Annotated in this window: 14 protein-coding genes; 11 read left to right on the top strand and 3 right to left on the bottom strand. The window is 56.6% G+C overall.

Translation table 11 applies throughout. From position 1 onward, the window contains the following. Nucleotides 1–993 (top strand): RNA polymerase sigma factor RpoS, encoded by a 993-nt coding sequence (rpoS, locus tag GVJ63_RS22245; protein ID WP_003849090.1) that lies wholly within the window; start codon nt 1–3, stop codon nt 991–993. A gap of 139 nt (nt 994–1,132) precedes the next feature. On the opposite strand, the gene mutS is transcribed toward rpoS, so the two are convergent. Together mutS and narL are read right to left on the bottom strand one after the other, a co-directional pair. Further along, nucleotides 1,133–3,694: a DNA mismatch repair protein MutS gene (gene mutS / locus GVJ63_RS12195; RefSeq protein ID WP_010248533.1), complete on the bottom strand. Its 2,562-nt coding sequence runs from the start codon at nt 3,692–3,694 to the stop codon at nt 1,133–1,135. A gap of 306 nt (nt 3,695–4,000) precedes the next feature. After that, entirely contained in the window at nt 4,001–4,648 is a 648-nt protein-coding gene (narL, locus tag GVJ63_RS12190) for a two-component system response regulator NarL (protein ID WP_010248531.1), read from the bottom strand. 316 nt (nt 4,649–4,964) lie between these two features. Between narL and GVJ63_RS12185 the strand changes: the two genes are divergently transcribed. The 7 genes from GVJ63_RS12185 (at nt 4,965) to GVJ63_RS12155 (ending at nt 14,807) form a co-directional block, all read left to right on the top strand. After that, complete coding sequence (locus GVJ63_RS12185; protein ID WP_010672126.1) at nt 4,965–6,356, top strand: NarK family nitrate/nitrite MFS transporter; 1,392 nt, start codon at nt 4,965–4,967, stop codon at nt 6,354–6,356. 101 nt (nt 6,357–6,457) lie between these two features. Next, on the top strand, nt 6,458–10,219 hold the full coding sequence (locus tag GVJ63_RS12180; protein ID WP_064690372.1) for a nitrate reductase subunit alpha: 3,762 nt from the start codon (nt 6,458–6,460) through the stop codon (nt 10,217–10,219). After that, nucleotides 10,216–11,760 carry a nitrate reductase subunit beta gene (narH, locus tag GVJ63_RS12175; protein WP_060680820.1) on the top strand — a complete coding sequence of 515 codons (1,545 nt, stop codon included), beginning with the start codon at nt 10,216–10,218 and terminating at the stop codon, nt 11,758–11,760. The genes GVJ63_RS12180 and narH overlap by 4 nt, the downstream gene beginning before the upstream one ends. Then, the gene (narJ, locus tag GVJ63_RS12170; RefSeq protein WP_010672124.1) at nt 11,757–12,485 is read left to right on the top strand and encodes a nitrate reductase molybdenum cofactor assembly chaperone; all 729 of its coding nucleotides are present in this window, start codon (nt 11,757–11,759) and stop codon (nt 12,483–12,485) included. The genes narH and narJ overlap by 4 nt, the downstream gene beginning before the upstream one ends. After that, a complete protein-coding gene (narI, locus tag GVJ63_RS12165; RefSeq protein ID WP_010248521.1) occupies nt 12,482–13,159 on the top strand; it encodes a respiratory nitrate reductase subunit gamma in 678 nt (225 codons plus the stop codon). Before narJ ends, narI begins: the two co-directional genes overlap by 4 nt. Nucleotides 13,160–13,308: 149 nt before the next feature. Next, nucleotides 13,309–14,391 carry a lytic murein transglycosylase B gene (gene mltB, locus GVJ63_RS12160; protein ID WP_010248519.1) on the top strand — a complete coding sequence of 361 codons (1,083 nt, stop codon included), beginning with the start codon at nt 13,309–13,311 and terminating at the stop codon, nt 14,389–14,391. 80 nt (nt 14,392–14,471) lie between these two features. After that, nucleotides 14,472–14,807: a zinc ribbon domain-containing protein YjdM gene (locus GVJ63_RS12155; protein WP_010248517.1), complete on the top strand. Its 336-nt coding sequence runs from the start codon at nt 14,472–14,474 to the stop codon at nt 14,805–14,807. A gap of 34 nt (nt 14,808–14,841) precedes the next feature. Here the strand turns inward: GVJ63_RS12155 and GVJ63_RS12150 are convergent, their stop codons facing one another. Further along, entirely contained in the window at nt 14,842–15,729 is an 888-nt protein-coding gene (locus GVJ63_RS12150; protein ID WP_159226947.1) for a dihydrodipicolinate synthase family protein, read from the bottom strand. Between the two features lie 167 nt (nt 15,730–15,896). On the opposite strand from GVJ63_RS12150, the gene tam reads away from it, so the two are divergent. From tam to recA, 3 genes are all read left to right on the top strand, one after another. Continuing rightward, nucleotides 15,897–16,673, top strand: coding sequence for a trans-aconitate 2-methyltransferase (gene tam / locus GVJ63_RS12145; protein WP_033772480.1), 777 nt, complete (start codon nt 15,897–15,899; stop codon nt 16,671–16,673). Nucleotides 16,674–16,778: 105 nt separating this feature from the next. Then, nucleotides 16,779–17,273: a nicotinamide-nucleotide amidase gene (gene pncC, locus GVJ63_RS12140; protein ID WP_159226946.1), complete on the top strand. Its 495-nt coding sequence runs from the start codon at nt 16,779–16,781 to the stop codon at nt 17,271–17,273. Nucleotides 17,274–17,368: 95 nt separating this feature from the next. Further along, nucleotides 17,369–18,436, top strand: a complete 1,068-nt coding sequence (recA, locus tag GVJ63_RS12135) for a recombinase RecA (protein WP_010248510.1) — start codon at nt 17,369–17,371, stop codon at nt 18,434–18,436. Nucleotides 18,437–18,526 lie beyond the last annotated feature (90 nt).

Raw genomic sequence — 18,526 nt, 5'->3', positions numbered from 1 at the left:
ATGAGCCAGAATACGCTGAAAGTAAACGAGTTACATGAGAACGCGGAATTCGATGAGAACGGAGCTGAAATTTTTGACGAGAAGGCACTCGTTGAAAATGAAGCCAGTGATAGCGACGTAGCGGAAGAAGAGTTGCTATCACAGGGTGCGACGCAACGTGTGTTAGATGCGACGCAGCTCTATCTCGGGGAGATTGGCTATTCTCCGTTGTTAACGGCAGAGGAAGAAGTCTTTTTCGCTCGCCGTGCATTGCGGGGTGATATCCCTTCCCGTCGCCGTATGATCGAAAGTAACTTACGCCTGGTGGTGAAAATCGCTCGTCGTTACAGCAATCGTGGTTTAGCTCTGCTGGACCTGATTGAAGAAGGTAACCTCGGCCTGATTCGCGCCGTAGAGAAATTTGACCCGGAGCGCGGGTTCCGTTTCTCAACGTACGCCACCTGGTGGATTCGTCAGACTATTGAACGGGCGATCATGAATCAAACCCGTACCATCCGTCTGCCGATTCACATTGTGAAAGAACTGAATGTTTATCTGCGTACTGCGCGTGAACTTTCCCACAAGCTCGACCATGAGCCGAGTGCGGAAGAGATCGCAGAGCAGCTTGATAAACCGGTTGATGACGTAAGCCGCATGTTACGTCTCAACGAACGCATTACCTCGGTTGATACGCCATTAGGCGGTGATTCTGAAAAAGCGCTGCTGGATATTCTGGCCGATGAGAAAGACAACGGCCCGGAAGACACCACGCAGGACGATGATATGAAACAAAGCATCGTTAAATGGCTGTTCGAACTGAACGCCAAGCAGCGTGAAGTGCTGGCACGTCGTTTCGGCCTGTTGGGCTATGAAGCGGCAACACTTGAGGATGTGGGTCGTGAAATCGGCTTAACCCGCGAGCGTGTACGCCAGATTCAGGTTGAAGGTTTACGCCGTCTGCGTGAAATCCTGCAGGCGCAGGGCCTCAGCATTGAAGCACTGTTTCGTGAATAATTGTTAACAGTAAATCTGAGTTTGAATGCGAAAAGCGATGGTGAAAACCATCGCTTTTTTTATGTCTGCAGAAAAGTGATTTGCGGGCAAGCAAGCATCGCACCGCGCATTAACGCGGTGCGATGTACGGGATGTAATATCAGACCAGCGATTTAAGACGATAAATCCAGTCGAGTGCCTGACGCGGTGTCAGCGTATCCGGATCCAGCGCCTCAAGCGCCTCCATGGCAGGCGAGGTCTCTTCAACCAGCAGCGGCAGCTGAGAGCCATCGACCGTCGATGACGCGGAGTGGTTTGAAACGGTCTCAAGTTCCTTCAGCTTATTGCGTGCCCGCTTAATTACCTCTTTGGGTACGCCGGCCAGCGCCGCCACCGCCAGACCATAGCTCTTACTTGCCGCACCCTCCTGGACGCTGTGCATAAAGGCGATCGTGTCGCCATGCTCAACGGCATCCAGATGGACGTTGACCACGCCTTCCATTTTTTCCGGCAGGGTTGTCAGCTCGAAATAATGGGTGGCAAACAGCGTCATCGCCTTGATACGGTTCGCCAGGTTTTCGGCGCAGGCCCAGGCGAGCGATAAACCGTCGTAGGTGGATGTTCCGCGTCCAATCTCATCCATCAGCACCAGGCTATTTTCGGTGGCGTTGTGCAGGATGTTAGCGGTTTCGGTCATCTCAACCATAAAGGTCGAGCGCCCGGAGGCGAGATCGTCAGCGGCACCGACACGGGTAAAGATGCGATCCAGCGGGCCGATCAGCGTCTCATCGGCAGGAACAAAACTGCCAATCCATGCCATCAGCGCAATCAGCGCCGCCTGGCGCATATAGGTACTTTTACCGCCCATGTTGGGGCCGGTAATAATCAGCATTCTGCGCTGGGGTGCCAGTGACAGTGGGTTGGCAATAAACGGCTCTTTCAGAACCTGTTCCACCACCGGATGGCGTCCGCCGCTGATTTTAATCCCGGCTTTATCCTGCAATACCGGGCGGCAATAGTTCAGGGACCAGGCACGTTCTGCCAGGTTGCTTAACACATCCAGCTCTGCCAGCGCGGCGGCACTCAGCTGCAGCGCTTCAAGATGCGGCAGCAACTGATCGAACAGCGCCTCATACAGGCTTTTTTCCAGCGACAGCGCTTTACCCTTTGAGGTGAGTACTTTGTCTTCGTACTCTTTCAGCTCCGGAATGATATAGCGTTCAGCATTTTTCAGGGTCTGACGACGGACATAGTGCATCGGTACCTGATGGCTCTGTCCGCGGCTTACCTGGATGTAATAACCATGCACGCCGTTAAAGCCGACCTTCAGGGTATCCAGTCCCAGCTTCTCGCGTTCGCGGATCTCCAGCCGGTCAAGATAGTCGGTTGCGCCATCTGCCAGTGCACGCCACTCATCCAGCTCCGCGTTGTAGCCGGGCGCAATCACTCCGCCATCGCGGATCAGCACAGGCGGTGACTCAATCACCGCCTGTTCCAGCAGCTCACGTAACGCAGTGAACTCGCCCATCTGCGTGCGCAGCTTCTGCAACTGGGGCGCCTCAACATCGGCCAGCAGCTGGTTAAGTTCCGGCAGTTGCTGAAACGCATGACGCATGCGAGCCAGATCGCGCGGACGTGCGGTGCGCAGGGCCAGGCGAGCCAGGATTCGCTCCAGATCGCCGACCTGACGCAGCACCGGTTGCAGCACGTCGCTGAGATTTTGCAGCTCAGCAATCGACTCCTGACGCTGGTTAATGATGCGCGCATCGCGCAGCGGCATATGCAGCCAGCGTTTCAGCATCCGGCTACCCATCGGGGTGACCGTTTTATCCAGCACCGCCGCTAAGGTGTTGTCAGTGCCGCCTGCCAGGTTCTGTGTGATCTCCAGATTACGGCGGGTGGCCGCATCCATGATGATGCTGTCCTGCTGCCGCTCCATGCTCAGCGAGCGGATGTGGGGCAGCGTGGTGCGCTGGGTATCTTTAACATACTGCAGCAGGCAGCCCGCCGCGCTCAGTCCGAGGTGCGCATTCTCCACGCCGAAGCCATTGAGATCGCGGGTGCCGAACTGCAGGTTCAGCTGCTGGCGCGCGGTATCGATCTCAAACTCCCACAGCGGACGGCGTCGCAGGCCGCGTCGCTGATCGATTAGCGACATCGCCTGAAAATCTTCGGGGTAGAGCAGCTCCGCCGGATTGGTACGCTGCAACTCTGCCGCCATGGTTTCAGCATCGGCAGGTTCGCTGAGGCGAAAACGGCCTGAGCTGATATCCAGCGTGGCGTAGCCAAAACCACGCGGGCTTTGCACGATCGCCGCCAGCAGATTGTCGTGCCGCTCCTGCAACAGCGCCTCATCACTGATGGTGCCTGGGGTAACGATGCGCACCACTTTGCGTTCGACCGGGCCTTTGCTCAGCGCCGGATCGCCTATCTGCTCGCAGATGGCAACGGATTCGCCCAGCTGCACCAGTTTAGCCAGGTAACCTTCAACCGCATGATAGGGCACACCCGCCATCGGGATCGGTTCGCCCGCTGACGCACCGCGCTTGGTGAGTGAAATCTCCAGCAGCTGCGAGGCACGTTTTGCGTCGTCATAAAACAGCTCGTAGAAGTCACCCATACGGTAAAACAGCAGAATGTCAGGATGCTCCGCCTTGAGACGCAGGTACTGCTGCATCATCGGCGTGTGGGAAGGAAAGTCCTTTTCGGTTGGCTCTTGCATAAGGTTTTAGCTCATTTTTAATGCGGTAAATTTCTGGCGGTCAACGCCCATGAAACCGAAAGGGATTCCAGGCGCGCAGGATAATCAGATGATAACGAATAGGGCAGGGCATATGCCAGCGTGATGCACAGCCGCGATCCTGACCGGGTGTAACCTGACAGGCATCCTGGCAAATGTGGCGGCGGCTGGCGACAAAAAAGTGCCTGTTCTCATGACGCTGATGCGGGGCTGCGAGGCGGCTCGCGATTTCTGCGGCAGTTTATGGCCGGCAGGAGGGCACTGCGCCGCATCGGGAAGGGGGAAAGGTCAGTGCAGCCCGTTCTGCAGCGCCCAGACGGCGGCTTCAAGTCGGGATTTAAGGTTCATCTTCTTCAGCAGATATTTAACGTGAACCTTAACCGTGCTTTCACTGATGGCCAGCTTGCGGGCAATCGCTTTATTGGTCATCCCGTCGCTGATCAGTTGCAGAATATCGCGTTCGCGCCGGGTCAGCTGATTGATGTCGCGCGTCTGAGCAGGCTGCGCTTCACGCAACCGGGCGACCAGAATCGGGGTTAACGCCTCGCTCAGCACGATCTGACCGGCAGCAGCCTGATGCAGCGCTTTCAGTAAGGCTTCCGGTTCCATATCTTTCAGCAGATAACCATCAGCGCCGCGCTTCAGCGCGCTGACCACATCCTCTTCATTATCTGAAACGCTGAACACCACCACCCGGCCAGAAAGGGCTATCTCACGCAGCTGGGTCAGGGTATCCAGTCCGTTCAGACCTGGCATATTAAGATCAAGCAGGATCAGGTCGGGATCATGCTGCTGTGCCAGCGCCAGGCCATCAATGCCATTACCCGCTTCGGCAACCACCTGCAGTCTTTCATCCAGCGCAATCAGCTGCTTCAGGCCATTGCGTAGCATGGGATGGTCGTCGATCAATAAAAGCGTAAATTTCTCTGCCGTCACAATGGCTCCTGTTCCTGTCACATACGCCAGCCCTGAGCGGGCGGAGAGCCTATCTTACCGGTGAAGCGGGGTCGCTATATACCCCCAATGGACTACTCCTTTATTTCCAGTCGGACACCCTTTTACAGAAGGCATGGGCGGCCGTGTTTAAACCCTATGATTTATAAGGTTTATCTGAATTCAGTCAACTACTTAACCGGGGTGAAGAGAGGGCGGCGTGCCTCTGTAACCTGCATTGCCGTTGATTTGTATCAAGCCCGACACCACGCCGGATGCGCAGGATACGCACAATTATTATTCTGCTGATGAGAGATTTATGACCCAATCCACCTCTTTGCAAACCCCGACGCGCGGCGCGTTAATTCAGGACTGGCAACCGGAAAACGACGCGTTCTGGCAGGCGCGTGGTAAACGTATCGCCAGCCGTAACCTGTGGATTTCTGTCTTCTGTCTGCTGCTGGGCTTCTGCGTCTGGATGCTGTTCAGCACCGTTGCGGTTAACCTGAATAAAGTTGGCTTTACCTTCAGCACTGAGCAGCTCTTTTTACTGACCGCACTGCCGTCGGTTTCTGGCGCGTTGCTGCGTGTGCCTTACTCTTTTGTTATTCCCATCTTTGGAGGACGTCGCTGGACCGCCTTCAGCACCGGCATCCTGATCATTCCCTGCCTTTGGCTCGGCTTTGCCGTACAGGACAGCCAGACCTCATTCACCACTTTTATGGTGATTTCCCTGCTGTGCGGTTTTGGTGGCGCTAACTTCGCGTCGAGCATGGGCAATATCAGCTTCTTCTTTCCCAAAGCCCGTCAGGGCGGCGCGCTGGGTATCAACGGCGGCCTCGGTAATCTTGGCGTCAGCGTAATGCAGTTTGTCGCCCCGCTGGCGATCTCCTGTGCCATTTTTGGTTTTGCCGATGTGGGTCAGACCACCGTCACCGGCGACAGCATCTGGCTGGAGAATGCCGCCTGGATCTGGGTGCCGTTCCTGGCGATCGGCACGCTGGCGGCCTGGTTCGGCATGAACGACCTGGCGGCGGCGAAATCCTCGCTGCGTGAGCAGTTGCCGGTGCTGAAACGTCCCCACCTGTGGGTTATGGCGCTGCTCTATCTGGCCACCTTTGGCTCATTTATCGGTTTCTCTGCCGGTTTTGCCATGCTGACGAAGACGCAATTTCCTGATGTCGTGATCATGCATTACGCCTTTTTCGGCCCCTTTATTGGCGCGCTGGCCCGTTCAGCAGGCGGCATCATTTCTGACCGCTTCGGCGGTACCCGCGTCACGCTTGTCAACTACGTGCTGATGGCGCTGTTTGCTGCGCTGCTGTTCCTTACCCTGCCGGGTGCAGGACATGATGGCTCGTTCGTGGCCTTCTTCGCCGTGTTTATGGGCCTGTTCCTGACGTCCGGGCTGGGCAGCGGCTCCACCTACCAGATGATTGCGGTGATCTTCCGTAAGCTGACGCTGGAACGTATCAAAGCTGAGGGCGGCGACGATGCGCTGGCACAGCGCGAAGCGGCAACAGAAACCTCTGCTGCGCTCGGCTTTATCTCCGCCATTGGCGCGCTGGGCGGTTTCTTTATTCCGCAGACTTTTGGCCTGTCGCTCGCCATGACCGGTTCACCCGCCGGCGCGATGAAAATCTTCCTGGTCTTTTATCTCTGCTGCATCGCGGTGACCTGGCTGGTTTACGGCCGAAAATCACGCGCCTGATAACGACAAAGCCGGTGTGGCGCACCGGCACAATTTCACTTTCTGTGTCGGGACAGATGCAGAGTCAGCAATGTCACATTAAGCCTTCAGGAGTATTCCGGATGAGCAAGTTTCTAGATCGGTTTCGCTATTTCAAACAGCTGGCCGAACCCTTTTCCGGCCAGCATGGCCAGACGTTAAACAGCAACCGCGACTGGGAAGATGGCTATCGCAGTCGCTGGCAGCACGATAAAATCGTGCGCTCCACGCACGGCGTTAACTGTACCGGCTCATGCAGCTGGAAAATCTACGTCAAAAATGGACTGGTCACCTGGGAGACCCAGCAGACCGACTATCCGCGTACCCGTCCCGATCTGCCAAACCATGAGCCGCGTGGCTGCCCACGCGGTGCCAGCTACTCGTGGTATCTCTACAGCGCTAACCGCCTGAAATATCCGTTAATGCGCAAGAAGCTGATTCAGCTCTGGCGCGACGCGAAAGCGCAGCACAGCGACCCGGTGGACGCCTGGGCATCCATCATCAGTAATCCTGAAAAGGCCAGAAGCTACAAACAGGCGCGTGGACGCGGCGGCTTTGTCCGCTCCAGCTGGCAGGAAGTCAACGAGATGATCGCCGCCGCGAACATCTGTACCGCGAAGACTTACGGCCCTGACCGCATTATGGGATTCTCACCGATTCCGGCGATGTCGATGGTCTCTTACGCTGCGGGCGCACGTTACCTGTCACTGATTGGCGGAACCTGTCTGAGCTTCTACGACTGGTACTGCGATCTGCCGCCGGCCTCACCGATGACCTGGGGCGAGCAGACCGACGTGCCGGAATCGGCTGACTGGTACAACTCCTCCTACATTATTGCCTGGGGCTCTAACGTGCCGCAGACCCGTACCCCGGATGCGCACTTCTTTACGGAAGTCCGCTATAAAGGGACGAAAACCGTGGCGATCACGCCGGACTATGCTGAGGTCGCGAAGCTGTGTGACCAGTGGCTGAGTCCGAAGCAGGGCACCGACAGCGCGATGGCGCTGGCGATGGGCCACGTGATGCTGAAAGAGTTTCATCTTGATCGCGAAGTTGGCTATTTCCGCGACTACGTGCGCCGTTACACCGATATGCCGATGCTGGTGCTGCTGGAACCCCGTGAAGGCGGGTTTTACGCCGCCGGCCGTCAGCTGCGCGCCAGCGATCTGGTGGATGGGCTCGGTCAGGAGAATAACCCGGAGTGGAAAACCGTCGCGATTAACGAGGCGACCGGGGAACTGATTGCGCCGCAGGGATCTATCGGCTTCCGCTGGGGCGAAAAAGGCAAATGGAACCTCGAGCAGCGTGATGGGGCATCACATCAGGAAGTTGAACTGCAGCTCAGCCTGCTCGGCAGCCACGATGAGGTGGTCGAGGTCGGTTTCCCTTACTTCGGTGGCATTACCAGCGAGCATTTCAACAGCGTTGCGCTGGACGAAATCCTGCTGCATAAGCTGCCGGTGAAACGCCTGCAACTGGCGGATGGCAGTGAAGCGCTGGTCACCAGCGTCTACGATCTGACGCTGGCGAATTATGGTCTGGATCGCGGTCTGGATGATGCCAACTGCGCGCAAACCTACGACGACATCAAAGCGTACAGCCCGGCCTGGGCGGAGCAGATTACGGGTGTCTCCCGTCAGAACATCATTCGCATTGCCCGTGAATTTGCCGAAAACGCCGAGAAAACCCGCGGTCGTTCGATGATCATCGTCGGTGCCGGTATGAACCACTGGTATCACATGGACATGAACTATCGTGGCCTGATGAACATGCTGATTTTCTGCGGCTGCGTTGGTCAGAGCGGCGGTGGCTGGGCGCACTATGTCGGCCAGGAGAAACTCCGTCCGCAGACCGGCTGGACCCCGCTGGCCTTTGGCCTGGACTGGCAGCGTCCGCCACGCCAGATGAACAGCACCTCCTTCTTCTACAACCACTCCAGTCAGTGGCGCTATGAAACCCTGGCCACCAGCGAATTGCTCTCCCCGCTGGCGGATAAAAGTCGCTACAGCGGCAGCCTGATCGACCTTAACGTCCGTTCCGAACGTATGGGCTGGCTGCCTTCAGCGCCGCAGCTTAACGTCAACCCGCTGCACATCGCGGCGCAGGCGAAAGCCGCCGGTCAGTCGCCGCTGGATTACACCGTGGAAAGCCTGAAGCAGGGCACCATGCGGTTTGCCGCTGAACAGCCGGACGATCCGCAGAACTTCCCGCGTAACCTGTTTGTCTGGCGCTCCAATCTGCTCGGCTCATCCGGTAAAGGGCATGAGTACATGCTGAAGTATCTGCTGGGCACGGAAAACGGCATTCAGGGCAAAGATTTAGGCCAGCAGGGCCGCGTGAAGCCGGAAGAGGTGGAGTGGCTGGATCAGGGTGCCGAAGGCAAACTGGATCTGGTGGTCACACTCGACTTCCGCATGTCGAGCACCTGTCTCTACTCCGATGTCGTGCTGCCAACGGCGACCTGGTATGAAAAAGACGATATGAATACCTCGGATATGCATCCGTTTATTCATCCGCTTTCGGCGGCCGTCGATCCTGCCTGGGACTCAAAAAGTGACTGGGAAATCTACAAAGGCATCGCCAAAGCCTTCTCCGATCTCTGCCCGGGTCATTTAGGCGTTGAAACGGACGTCGTTACTCTGCCGGTGTTGCATGACTCACCCGCGGAACTGGCGCAGCCTTTTGAGGCGAAAGACTGGAAAAAAGGCGAATGCGATCTGATTCCGGGTAAAACCGCGCCACACATTATGGTGGTGGAGCGCGACTATCCGGCGACCTGGGAGCGCTTTACCTCGCTGGGACCGTTGCTGGAGACCCTGGGTAACGGCGGCAAAGGTATCAGCTGGAACACCAGCAAAGAGGTCGATTTCCTCAAGCAACTGAACTACGTCAAAGCGGATGGCCCGGCAGCGGGGCGGCCGAATATCGACACGGCGATCGATGCGGCAGAAGTGATCCTGGCGCTGGCACCGGAAACCAATGGTCAGGTGGCGGTGAAAGCCTGGCAGGCACTGGGCGTGATTACCGGTCGTGACCACACCCACCTGGCGCTCAATAAAGAAGATGAAAAGATTCGCTTCCGCGATATCCAGGCGCAGCCGCGCAAAATTATCTCTAGTCCGACCTGGTCAGGGCTGGAAGATGAACATGTCTCTTACAACGCCTGCTACACCAACGTTCATGAGCTGATCCCGTGGCGAACCCTGAGCGGCCGTCAGCAGCTCTATCAGGATCATGAGTGGATGCGCGCCTTTGGCGAGAGCCTGATGGTCTATCGTCCGCCAATCGATACCCGCGCGGCGAAGCCGTTGCTGAACAGCAAACCCAACGGTAACCCGGAGAAGGCGTTGAACTTCCTGACGCCACACCAGAAGTGGGGCATTCACTCCACCTACAGCGACAACCTGCTGATGCTGACACTGTCGCGCGGCGGACCGATTGTCTGGATGAGTGAAGATGACGCTCGTGAGCTGGGTATCGTGGATAACGACTGGATCGAGGCGTTCAATGCCAACGGTGCGCTGACCGCACGTGCAGTAGTGAGTCAGCGCATCCCGGCGGGTATGACCATGATGTACCACGCGCAGGAACGTATCGTGAATATCCCTGGCTCGGAGATCACCAGCCAGCGCGGCGGGATCCATAACTCGGTGACGCGGACCTGCCCGAAACCGACCCATATGATCGGCGGTTATGCGCAGCTCTCCTGGGGCTTTAACTACTACGGCACCGTCGGCTCTAACCGCGATGAGTTCGTGGTAGTGAGAAAAATGAACAACGTTAACTGGTTAGATGGGGAAGGCAACGATGCCTGCCAGGGCAGCCAGCAGGAGGTAAAACCATGAAAATTCGTTCACAGGTCGGCATGGTGCTGAACCTCGACAAATGTATCGGCTGCCACACCTGCTCGGTGACCTGTAAAAACGTCTGGACCAGCCGCGAGGGCATGGAGTACGCCTGGTTTAACAACGTTGAAAGCAAACCTGGTGTTGGCTATCCGCACGCCTGGGAAGATCAGCAGAAGTGGAAGGGCGGCTGGATCCGTAAGATCAACGGTAAGCTGGAGCCGCGCATGGGCAGTCGCATTGGCCTGCTGTCGAAGATCTTCGCCAACCCGGATGTGCCGGCGCTGGATGATTACTACGAACCGTTCGATTTTGATTATCAGCATCTGCACAATGCGCCCGCCGGTAAGCATCAGCCGATTGCGCGTCCGCGCTCGCTGATCACCGGTCAGCGGATGAAAAAGATCGAAAACGGCCCGAACTGGGAAGAGATCCTCGGCGGCGAGTTTGCCAAACGTTCGCAGGATAAGAACTTCGATAACATCCAGAAGGAGATTTACGGTCAGTTTGAGCACACCTTCATGATGTACCTGCCGCGCCTGTGTGAGCACTGCCTCAACCCGGCGTGTGTGGCGACCTGCCCAAGCGGCGCGATCTACAAACGCGGCGAAGATGGCATCGTACTGATCGACCAGGATAAATGTCGCGGCTGGCGGATGTGCCTCACCGGCTGTCCGTACAAGAAGATCTACTTCAACTGGAAAAGCGGCAAATCAGAAAAATGCATTTTCTGTTATCCGCGCATTGAAGCGGGCCAGCCCACCGTCTGTTCAGAAACCTGTGTCGGCCGTATCCGCTATCTCGGCGTGTTGCTCTATGACGCTGACCGCATTGAACAGGCGGCCGCAGCGGAAAACGAGAAAGATCTCTATCAGAGCCAGCTGGATATCTTCCTTGATCCCAACGATCCGGCGGTGATTGCGCAGGCGCTGAAAGATGGCGTTGCGCAGAGTGTAATCGACGCAGCACAGCGTTCACCGGTCTATAAAATGGCGATGGAGTGGAAGCTGGCGCTGCCACTTCACCCTGAATACCGCACGCTGCCGATGGTCTGGTATGTGCCACCACTGTCACCGATTCAGTCGGCGGTGGATGGCGGGGCGCTGGCGCACACCGGCGTGCTGCCGGATGTGGAAAGCCTGCGCATTCCGGTTGAGTATCTGGCGAACCTGCTGACCGCAGGCGACACCGCACCGGTGCTGCTGGCACTGAAGCGGATGCTGGCTATGCGTCATTACAAACGCGCAGAAAGCGTGGACGGTGAGCATGATATCCGGGCGCTGGAGCAGGTCGGCCTGACCGAAGCGCAGGCGCAGGAGATGTACCGCTATCTGGCGATCGCGAACTATGAAGATCGCTTTGTGGTGCCCTCCAGCCATCGCGAACTGGCGCGTGAAGCCTTCCCGGAAAGCAAAGGCTGCGGCTTTAGCTTTGGCGATGGCTGTCACGGCAGCGACAGCAAATTCAACCTGTTCAACAGCCGCCGTATTGATGCCATCGACATCAGTAAGAAAACCATCCGTCCGGAGGATGCCTCATGATGACGTTACGGATTCTTTCGCGGCTGCTGGACTACCCGGACGAGGCGCTGTTTACCCACTCTTCCGACCTGATCGCGGCGCTGGATGACGCCTCTGAACTCAACCTGCAGCAGAGCGCACGGCTGGTGCGGTTTATCAATCAGCTCTGTGCCCGGCCACTGCTCGACGTACAGGCTGACTACTGCGAACTGTTTGATCGTGGCCGCGCCACCTCGCTGCTGCTGTTTGAACACGTGCACGGTGAGTCACGCGATCGCGGTCAGGCGATGGTTGATCTGCTGGAACAGTATCGTGCCGATGGTCTGGAGCTGGACAGCAAAGAGCTGCCCGATTTCCTGCCGCTCTACCTGGAGTATCTCGCCTGTAAAAGCGATGAGGCCGCGCGTCAGGGACTGGACGACATCGTGCCTATCCTGGCCTTGCTGGCGGCGCGGCTTGAAGAGCGTCAGAGCCCCTACGCCGATCTCTTCACAGTGTTACTGACGCTGTCCGGTAGCGCAGTTGATCCTGCGGCCCTCAAGCCACAGGTGGCGCAGGAAGCGCGCGACGATACGCCGGCAGCACTGGATGCTGTCTGGGAAGAGGAGCAGATTAAATTTCTCGGCGAACAGGGCTGCGCCTCGGCGCAGCAGGCGATGCATCAGCGTCGCTTCGCCGATGCGGTCGCGCCGCAGTATCTGGACATCGCCGCGGCGACGGCGCGTACCACAGGAGAATCAGCATGAATTTTATTAACACTTTCTTCTTCGATATTTACCCCTACCTCGCCGGAACGGTCTTCCTGGTGGGAAGCTGGCTGCGCTATGACTACGGGCAATACAGCTGGCGTGCCGGTTCCAGTCAGATGCTGGACAAAAAAGGGATGCGTCTCGCCTCCAACCTGTTTCACATCGGCATCATCGGTATTTTCTTCGGTCATATCGTCGGGATGCTGACGCCGCACTGGATGTATGAATCCTTCCTGCCGATCGACGTAAAGCAGAAACTGGCGATGATTGCCGGTGGCCTGTTCGGGGCGATGACACTGCTGGGCGGTGGACTGCTGCTGAAGCGCCGTCTGACCAATCCACGGGTGCGGGCGACCAGTAGCGTCGGTGATATTCTGATCATGACCCTGCTGGTGGCTCAGGCGACGCTGGGCCTGCTGACCATTCCCTTCTCCGCCCAGCATATGGACGGCAGTGAAATGATGAAGCTGGTGGGCTGGGCGCAGGCGGTGGTGACCTTCCACGGTGGCGCTTCGCAGCATCTCGACGGCGTGGCGTTTATCTACCGCGTGCACATGGTGCTGGGAATGACGCTGTTCCTGCTGTTCCCGTTCTGCCGGCTGGTGCACATCTGGAGCGCGCCGGTTGAGTATCTGACCCGTCGCTATCAGCTGGTGAGAAATCGCCGCTAAGCGCATGATGGCTGCGGGACAGAGAGAGTCCCGCAGCCATTTTAGCCCACGGCTGCCTTGACGTTTTTTTAAGATTTTGCCCTGTATGTCATTGCGCTGAACGTCTACTATTACCGCATCTGAAATTACCCCTCGTTTATGGATAACCGATGCGCCTCAAGTTAGCCTTCCTTGCGTTCATCCCGCTTCTGGCCTCCTGCAGCAGCAAACCTGAAGTCCCGTCCCAGCAGAAGATGCTGGCTGCGCCACAGGGCGGTTTTTTACTGCAGCCGTCGCACAGCGGACAGGCGATGTTTGGCGACTTTGCCGGTAACCCGGCAGCAGAGCAATTTATCGATAAGATGGTAGAGAAGCATGACTTTGACCGTCAGCAACTGCACAACATCATCGGTCAGGCCAAACGACTGGATTATGTGCTGCGACTGATGGATCGTCAGGCACCAAGCTATACGCCAGCGCCAGGACCTAATGGCGCCTGGATCCGCTATCGCAACAAGTTCATTACGCCCGATAACGTGCAGAATGGGGTGGCGTTCTGGAATCAGTATCAGGATGCCCTGCAACGCGCACAGCAGGTTTATGGCGTGCCGCCAGAAATTATCGTGGGCATCATTGGCGTGGAAACCCGCTGGGGTCGTGTGATGGGGAAAACGCGGATTCTGGATGCGCTTGCGACCTTATCCTTTAACTATCCGCGCCGCGCAGAGTACTTCAGCAGCGAGCTGGAAACCTTTCTGTTGATGTCGCGCAAAGAGCAGGATGACCCGCTGGCGCTGAAAGGCTCCTTTGCCGGGGCGATGGGCTATGGTCAGTTTATGCCCTCCTCTTACAATGATTATGCGGTTGATTTCAACGGCGACGGTCATGCAAACCTGTGGGATCCGGTGGATGCTATCGGCAGCGTGGCGCACTATTTTCAGAAGCATGGCTGGCGTAGCGGCGAAAACGTGGCGGTACCGGCCAGCGGTCAGGCACCGATGCTGGAAGATGGCTTCAAAACCCGTTACAGCGTGAGCATGCTGGCGGCGTCAGGATTGTCCCCACAGGGCTCGCTGAACGGTAACGATCAGGTCAGTCTGCTACGCCTGGATTTGGGCACCAGCTACCAGTACTGGTATGGCTTACCCAATTTCTATGTCATTACCCGCTACAACCACAGTACCCATTATGCGATGGCGGTGTGGCAGCTGGGTGAGGCGGTGAGCAAGGCACGCCAGGGCGGCCTGTTATAAAGGCTATCCTTGTTAACTGTAAGGTTATATGATGACGCCCTTTTTCAGGCCACACAGCCACTGATATTTCTGGAGTCACTATGTCTTTACCTGCCTGCCCGGCTTGTCACGCCGATTACACCTGGCAAGATGGCGATAACCTTAACTGCCCCTCCTGCGGTCACATCTGGACCGAGGGAGAAGGTGACAGCAGCAACGCAACACTTGAAGTGCGTGATGCCAACGGCAATCTGCTGGCAGATGGCGACAGCGTCACGGTGATCAAAGATCTCAAGGTGAAGGGCAGTTCTTCATCGCTGAAGATCGGTACCAAAGTGAAAAGTATTCGTCTGGTTGAAGGGGACCACAACATCGATTGTAAAATCGACGGTTTTGGCCCGATGAAATTAAAATCTGAGTTTGTGAAAAAGAACTGAGATCGGGGGCGCAGGGATGCGCCCGCTTTCCTGCTTAGCTGAACAGCTTATCAATTGCGGCACACTGTTCCGCATTCAGCGTGCCACCGTAGTTTCGTGAGCCGCTGCTCATCGAGTCATAGCGCCGTGCCACGGCCGTTTTAATTGTCGTTACGAAATCATCTCCAATACTGTAAATCGCCATCAGACGGCCGATCTGCTGCTGCAGGTGCGTCAGCTCCGGCAGATTGCCACTTCGCCACGCCGTCATCATCTGCGCAAAGTACTCCGGCACAATATTATTCAGTCCTGAAATGACACCGGCACCGCCCGCCAGCAGGTTCGGGAGCAGGTACTCGTCATACCCCGACAGTACGGCGAAATCGCTACGCACCTTGCGGGTCTCTTCAATCATCATCCGGTTGTGCGACAGGCAATCCACCGTATCTTTAATGCCGGCGAAGTTGGGCAGCTTTGCCGCCAGGGCGGCAATCAGCGCGGGCGTCAGATCGCAGCCGGTGCGGGCCGGAAAATTGTAGGCAAACCATTTACCACCCAGTTGGGCGTCCAGTGCTTCGAAGTAGTGCATCAGCTGGTTTTGCGTCTGGCCATAATAGTAGGGCGGCAGCACCATCACCGCGTCAAAGTCATTTTTCCAGGCGGCTTCAGCCAGCTCCAGCATGTCAGGAATGCTGGTTGCCGAGACGTTTGCGACCATCTTCAGCGATGACAAGGGTCTGGCTTCCTGAATCAGTTGTAAGCGTTCCTGCTGCGTCAGTGAGGCGAACTCGCCAATGCTGCCCATCACCAGTAAGGTATTGATACCGGAGTCATTGAGGCGGGAGAAATGTCGCCCGAGCGCATCAATATCGACCGCACCCTGCGCATTGAACGGGGTGACTGAAGGGCACCAGACACCGGCAAAGGGCGATTTTTCACTCATAAATGACTCCTGAATCGGATGTTAAAAAAATGAAACAGTGTTTTAACTTAATGACTCCGGCCGGTCTCTGCCAGCGCATGATTCAAAAATGAGCAACGGGTCGCACTTTTTCCTCTTTCATCCGTCTCAGTAAGCGGATGCATCTGATAACTGAGCGAGAGGTCATGATGAAAGAGTGGGATCCTGTGCTGTACCGTAAGTTTGAAGCAGAACGAACCCGTCCAGCCCGCGAACTTCTGGCGCGCCTCAGCCTGGAACAGGTTGAGCAGGTGACCGATCTGGGATGCGGGCCCGGTAACAGCACCGAGCTGCTCGCTGATGCCTGGCCACTGGCGCAGATTACCGGGCTGGACAGTTCCGCCACGATGTTAACTCAGGCCGCTGAACGCCTGCCGCACTGTCGTTTTATCCAGGCGGACATCCGCAACTGGCAGGCCGATGTGCCGCAGCAGGTGGTCTACGCCAACGCGTCTCTGCAATGGCTGGATAATCACGCAACGCTGTTTCCCCATCTGGTCAGCCAGCTGGCACCCGGTGGCGTGTTAGCGATCCAGATGCCTGATAACCTGAATGAGCCGTCGCACCGGCTGATGCGCGAGGTGGCGGCAAAGGATCGCTGGCGTTCACGCATCAATGCCGATGCCGCTGAACGTACACAGCTGCTTTCCACGGGCGAGTATTACGATCTGCTGACGCAGGCCGGCTGTGAGGTGGATATCTGGCGTACCACCTATTATCACGTGATGGCCGATGCGCAGGCGATTATCAGCTGGCTGCAGGCGACCGGTTTACGGCCTTTTCTGGCAACGCTGGATGAGACCGAACAGACGGCGTTTCTGACCGATTATCATCAGCGTCTGCTCGCGGCTTATCCGGCTCAGGCCGATGGTCAGGTGTTGCTCGCCTTCCCGCGTCTTTTTATGGTTGCGGTGAAAAACCGGTAAGCGCAGTGGAAAGCTGGCCGCAAAAACAGCGTAATAATGGTGAGTGACCTTGAAAAAGCAGTTTTTCTGCACCACCTTCAACCCACAGCCAAAGGGAGAGTCGCAATGGATGATCAGCAATTGCAGGCGCTTAGTGCGCAGATAGGTGAGAAGCTGAAGCAGCACAATGCCACCGTAACCTGTGCGGAATCCTGCACGGGGGGATGGATTGCCAAAGTCTTTACCGATATCAGCGGCAGCTCCGCCTGGTTCGAGCGGGGTTTTGTGACCTACAGTAACCAGGCCAAACAGCAGATGGTCAGTGTTCAGGCTGCTTCGCTGTTGCAGTATGGTGCGGTAAGTGATGTGGTGGTGCGGGAGATGGCGCTGGGTGCCCGCAGGGCGGCCCATGCTGACTACGCGATCTCCGTCAGCGGTATTGCCGGTCCGGGTGGCGGCAGTGAAGAAAAACCGGTGGGCACGGTGTGGTTTGGCTTTGCCGGGCCACAGGATAACGTATTGACTTTTCAGCAGCATTTTAGCGGCGATCGTGATGCCGTACGCCGCCAGTCGGTGGCATGGGCCCTGCAGAAACTGTATGGCGAATTTCTGACAAATTAAACTTGATACTGTATGACTATACAGTATAATTGTCGGCAACAGAAAGAGTACAGGCACCCTGAGTGCGTGTTTACCCGGCTTGATTAGGAGTTGAAATGGCGATTGATGAAAACAAACAGAAGGCTTTAGCTGCCGCGCTTGGCCAGATTGAGAAGCAATTTGGTAAAGGCTCCATCATGCGCTTGGGTGAAGACCGCTCAATGGATGTGGAAACTATCTCTACCGGCTCGCTGTCGCTGGATATCGCATTAGGCGCAGGCGGTCTGCCAATGGGCCGTATCGTTGAGATCTACGGACCTGAGTCTTCAGGTAAAACCACGCTGACTCTGCAGGTTATCGCATCTGCACAGCGTAAAGGTAAAACCTGTGCCTTTATCGATGCCGAGCATGCGCTTGATCCGGTTTACGCCAAGAAACTCGGCGTAGACATTGATAACCTGCTCTGCTCCCAGCCAGACACTGGTGAGCAGGCGCTGGAAATCTGTGATGCGCTGGCGCGCTCTGGTGCCGTTGACGTGATCATCGTCGACTCCGTCGCGGCGCTGACGCCTAAAGCGGAAATCGAAGGTGAAATCGGTGACTCACACATGGGCCTCGCGGCACGTATGATGAGCCAGGCGATGCGTAAACTGGCCGGTAACCTGAAGCAGTCCAATACCCTGCTGATTTTCATCAACCAGATCCGTATGAAAATTGGTGTGATGTTTGGTAACCCGGAAACCACCACTGGTGGTAACGCGCTGAAGTTCTACGCCTCTGTCCGTCTTGATATCCGCCGTATCGGTGCAATCAAAGAGGGCGATAACGTGGTCGGCAGTGAGACCCGCGTTAAAGTGGTGAAAAACAAAATCGCCGCGCCATTCAAACAGGCTGAGTTCCAGATCATGTACGGCGAAGGTATCAATACCTTTGGTGAGCTGGTCGACCTGGGCGTGAAGCACAAGCTGATTGAAAAAGCGGGTGCATGGTATAGCTACAATGGCGACAAGATTGGTCAGGGTAAATCGAATGCCGGCAACTTCCTGAAAGAGAATGCTGCTGTGGCAAACGAGATTGATCTGAAGTTACGTGAGATGTTGCTCAACGGCGCGGATGAAAAACTCGCAGCAGCCGACAAGGCTGCTGAGAAAGAAGACGCGGCTGAAGCGAACGAAGACTTCTAATCTCTGATGCGGGAGGGGCGAAAGCCTCTCCCGTAGTTTTTATCCCCCTCTATTGCCTTTCTTGCCTTCCCTCTGTCCTGTTCTGTCGCC

It is taken from the genome of Pantoea sp. 18059 (assembly GCF_902706165.1).
Classification (GTDB): Bacteria; Pseudomonadota; Gammaproteobacteria; order Enterobacterales; family Enterobacteriaceae; genus Pantoea; species Pantoea agglomerans.
Note: the sequence above shows the minus strand (reverse complement) of the source record. Positions and strands in the feature narration are given on the sequence as shown.

What these genes read in the sequence shown, in the direction of transcription:
- rpoS (WP_003849090.1), top strand. Translation starts at nt 1, where the DNA reads ATGAGCCAGAATACGCTGAAAGTAAACGAGTTACATGAGAACGCGGAA.
- recA (WP_010248510.1), top strand. Translation starts at nt 17,369, where the DNA reads ATGGCGATTGATGAAAACAAACAGAAGGCTTTAGCTGCCGCGCTTGGC.
- narI (WP_010248521.1), top strand. Translation starts at nt 12,482, where the DNA reads ATGAATTTTATTAACACTTTCTTCTTCGATATTTACCCCTACCTCGCC.
- GVJ63_RS12180 (WP_064690372.1), top strand. Translation starts at nt 6,458, where the DNA reads ATGAGCAAGTTTCTAGATCGGTTTCGCTATTTCAAACAGCTGGCCGAA.
- GVJ63_RS12185 (WP_010672126.1), top strand. Translation starts at nt 4,965, where the DNA reads ATGACCCAATCCACCTCTTTGCAAACCCCGACGCGCGGCGCGTTAATT.
- GVJ63_RS12150 (WP_159226947.1), bottom strand. Translation starts at nt 15,729, where the DNA reads ATGAGTGAAAAATCGCCCTTTGCCGGTGTCTGGTGCCCTTCAGTCACC.
- mutS (WP_010248533.1), bottom strand. Translation starts at nt 3,694, where the DNA reads ATGCAAGAGCCAACCGAAAAGGACTTTCCTTCCCACACGCCGATGATG.
- GVJ63_RS12155 (WP_010248517.1), top strand. Translation starts at nt 14,472, where the DNA reads ATGTCTTTACCTGCCTGCCCGGCTTGTCACGCCGATTACACCTGGCAA.
- mltB (WP_010248519.1), top strand. Translation starts at nt 13,309, where the DNA reads ATGCGCCTCAAGTTAGCCTTCCTTGCGTTCATCCCGCTTCTGGCCTCC.
- narJ (WP_010672124.1), top strand. Translation starts at nt 11,757, where the DNA reads ATGATGACGTTACGGATTCTTTCGCGGCTGCTGGACTACCCGGACGAG.
- tam (WP_033772480.1), top strand. Translation starts at nt 15,897, where the DNA reads ATGAAAGAGTGGGATCCTGTGCTGTACCGTAAGTTTGAAGCAGAACGA.
- pncC (WP_159226946.1), top strand. Translation starts at nt 16,779, where the DNA reads ATGGATGATCAGCAATTGCAGGCGCTTAGTGCGCAGATAGGTGAGAAG.
- narH (WP_060680820.1), top strand. Translation starts at nt 10,216, where the DNA reads ATGAAAATTCGTTCACAGGTCGGCATGGTGCTGAACCTCGACAAATGT.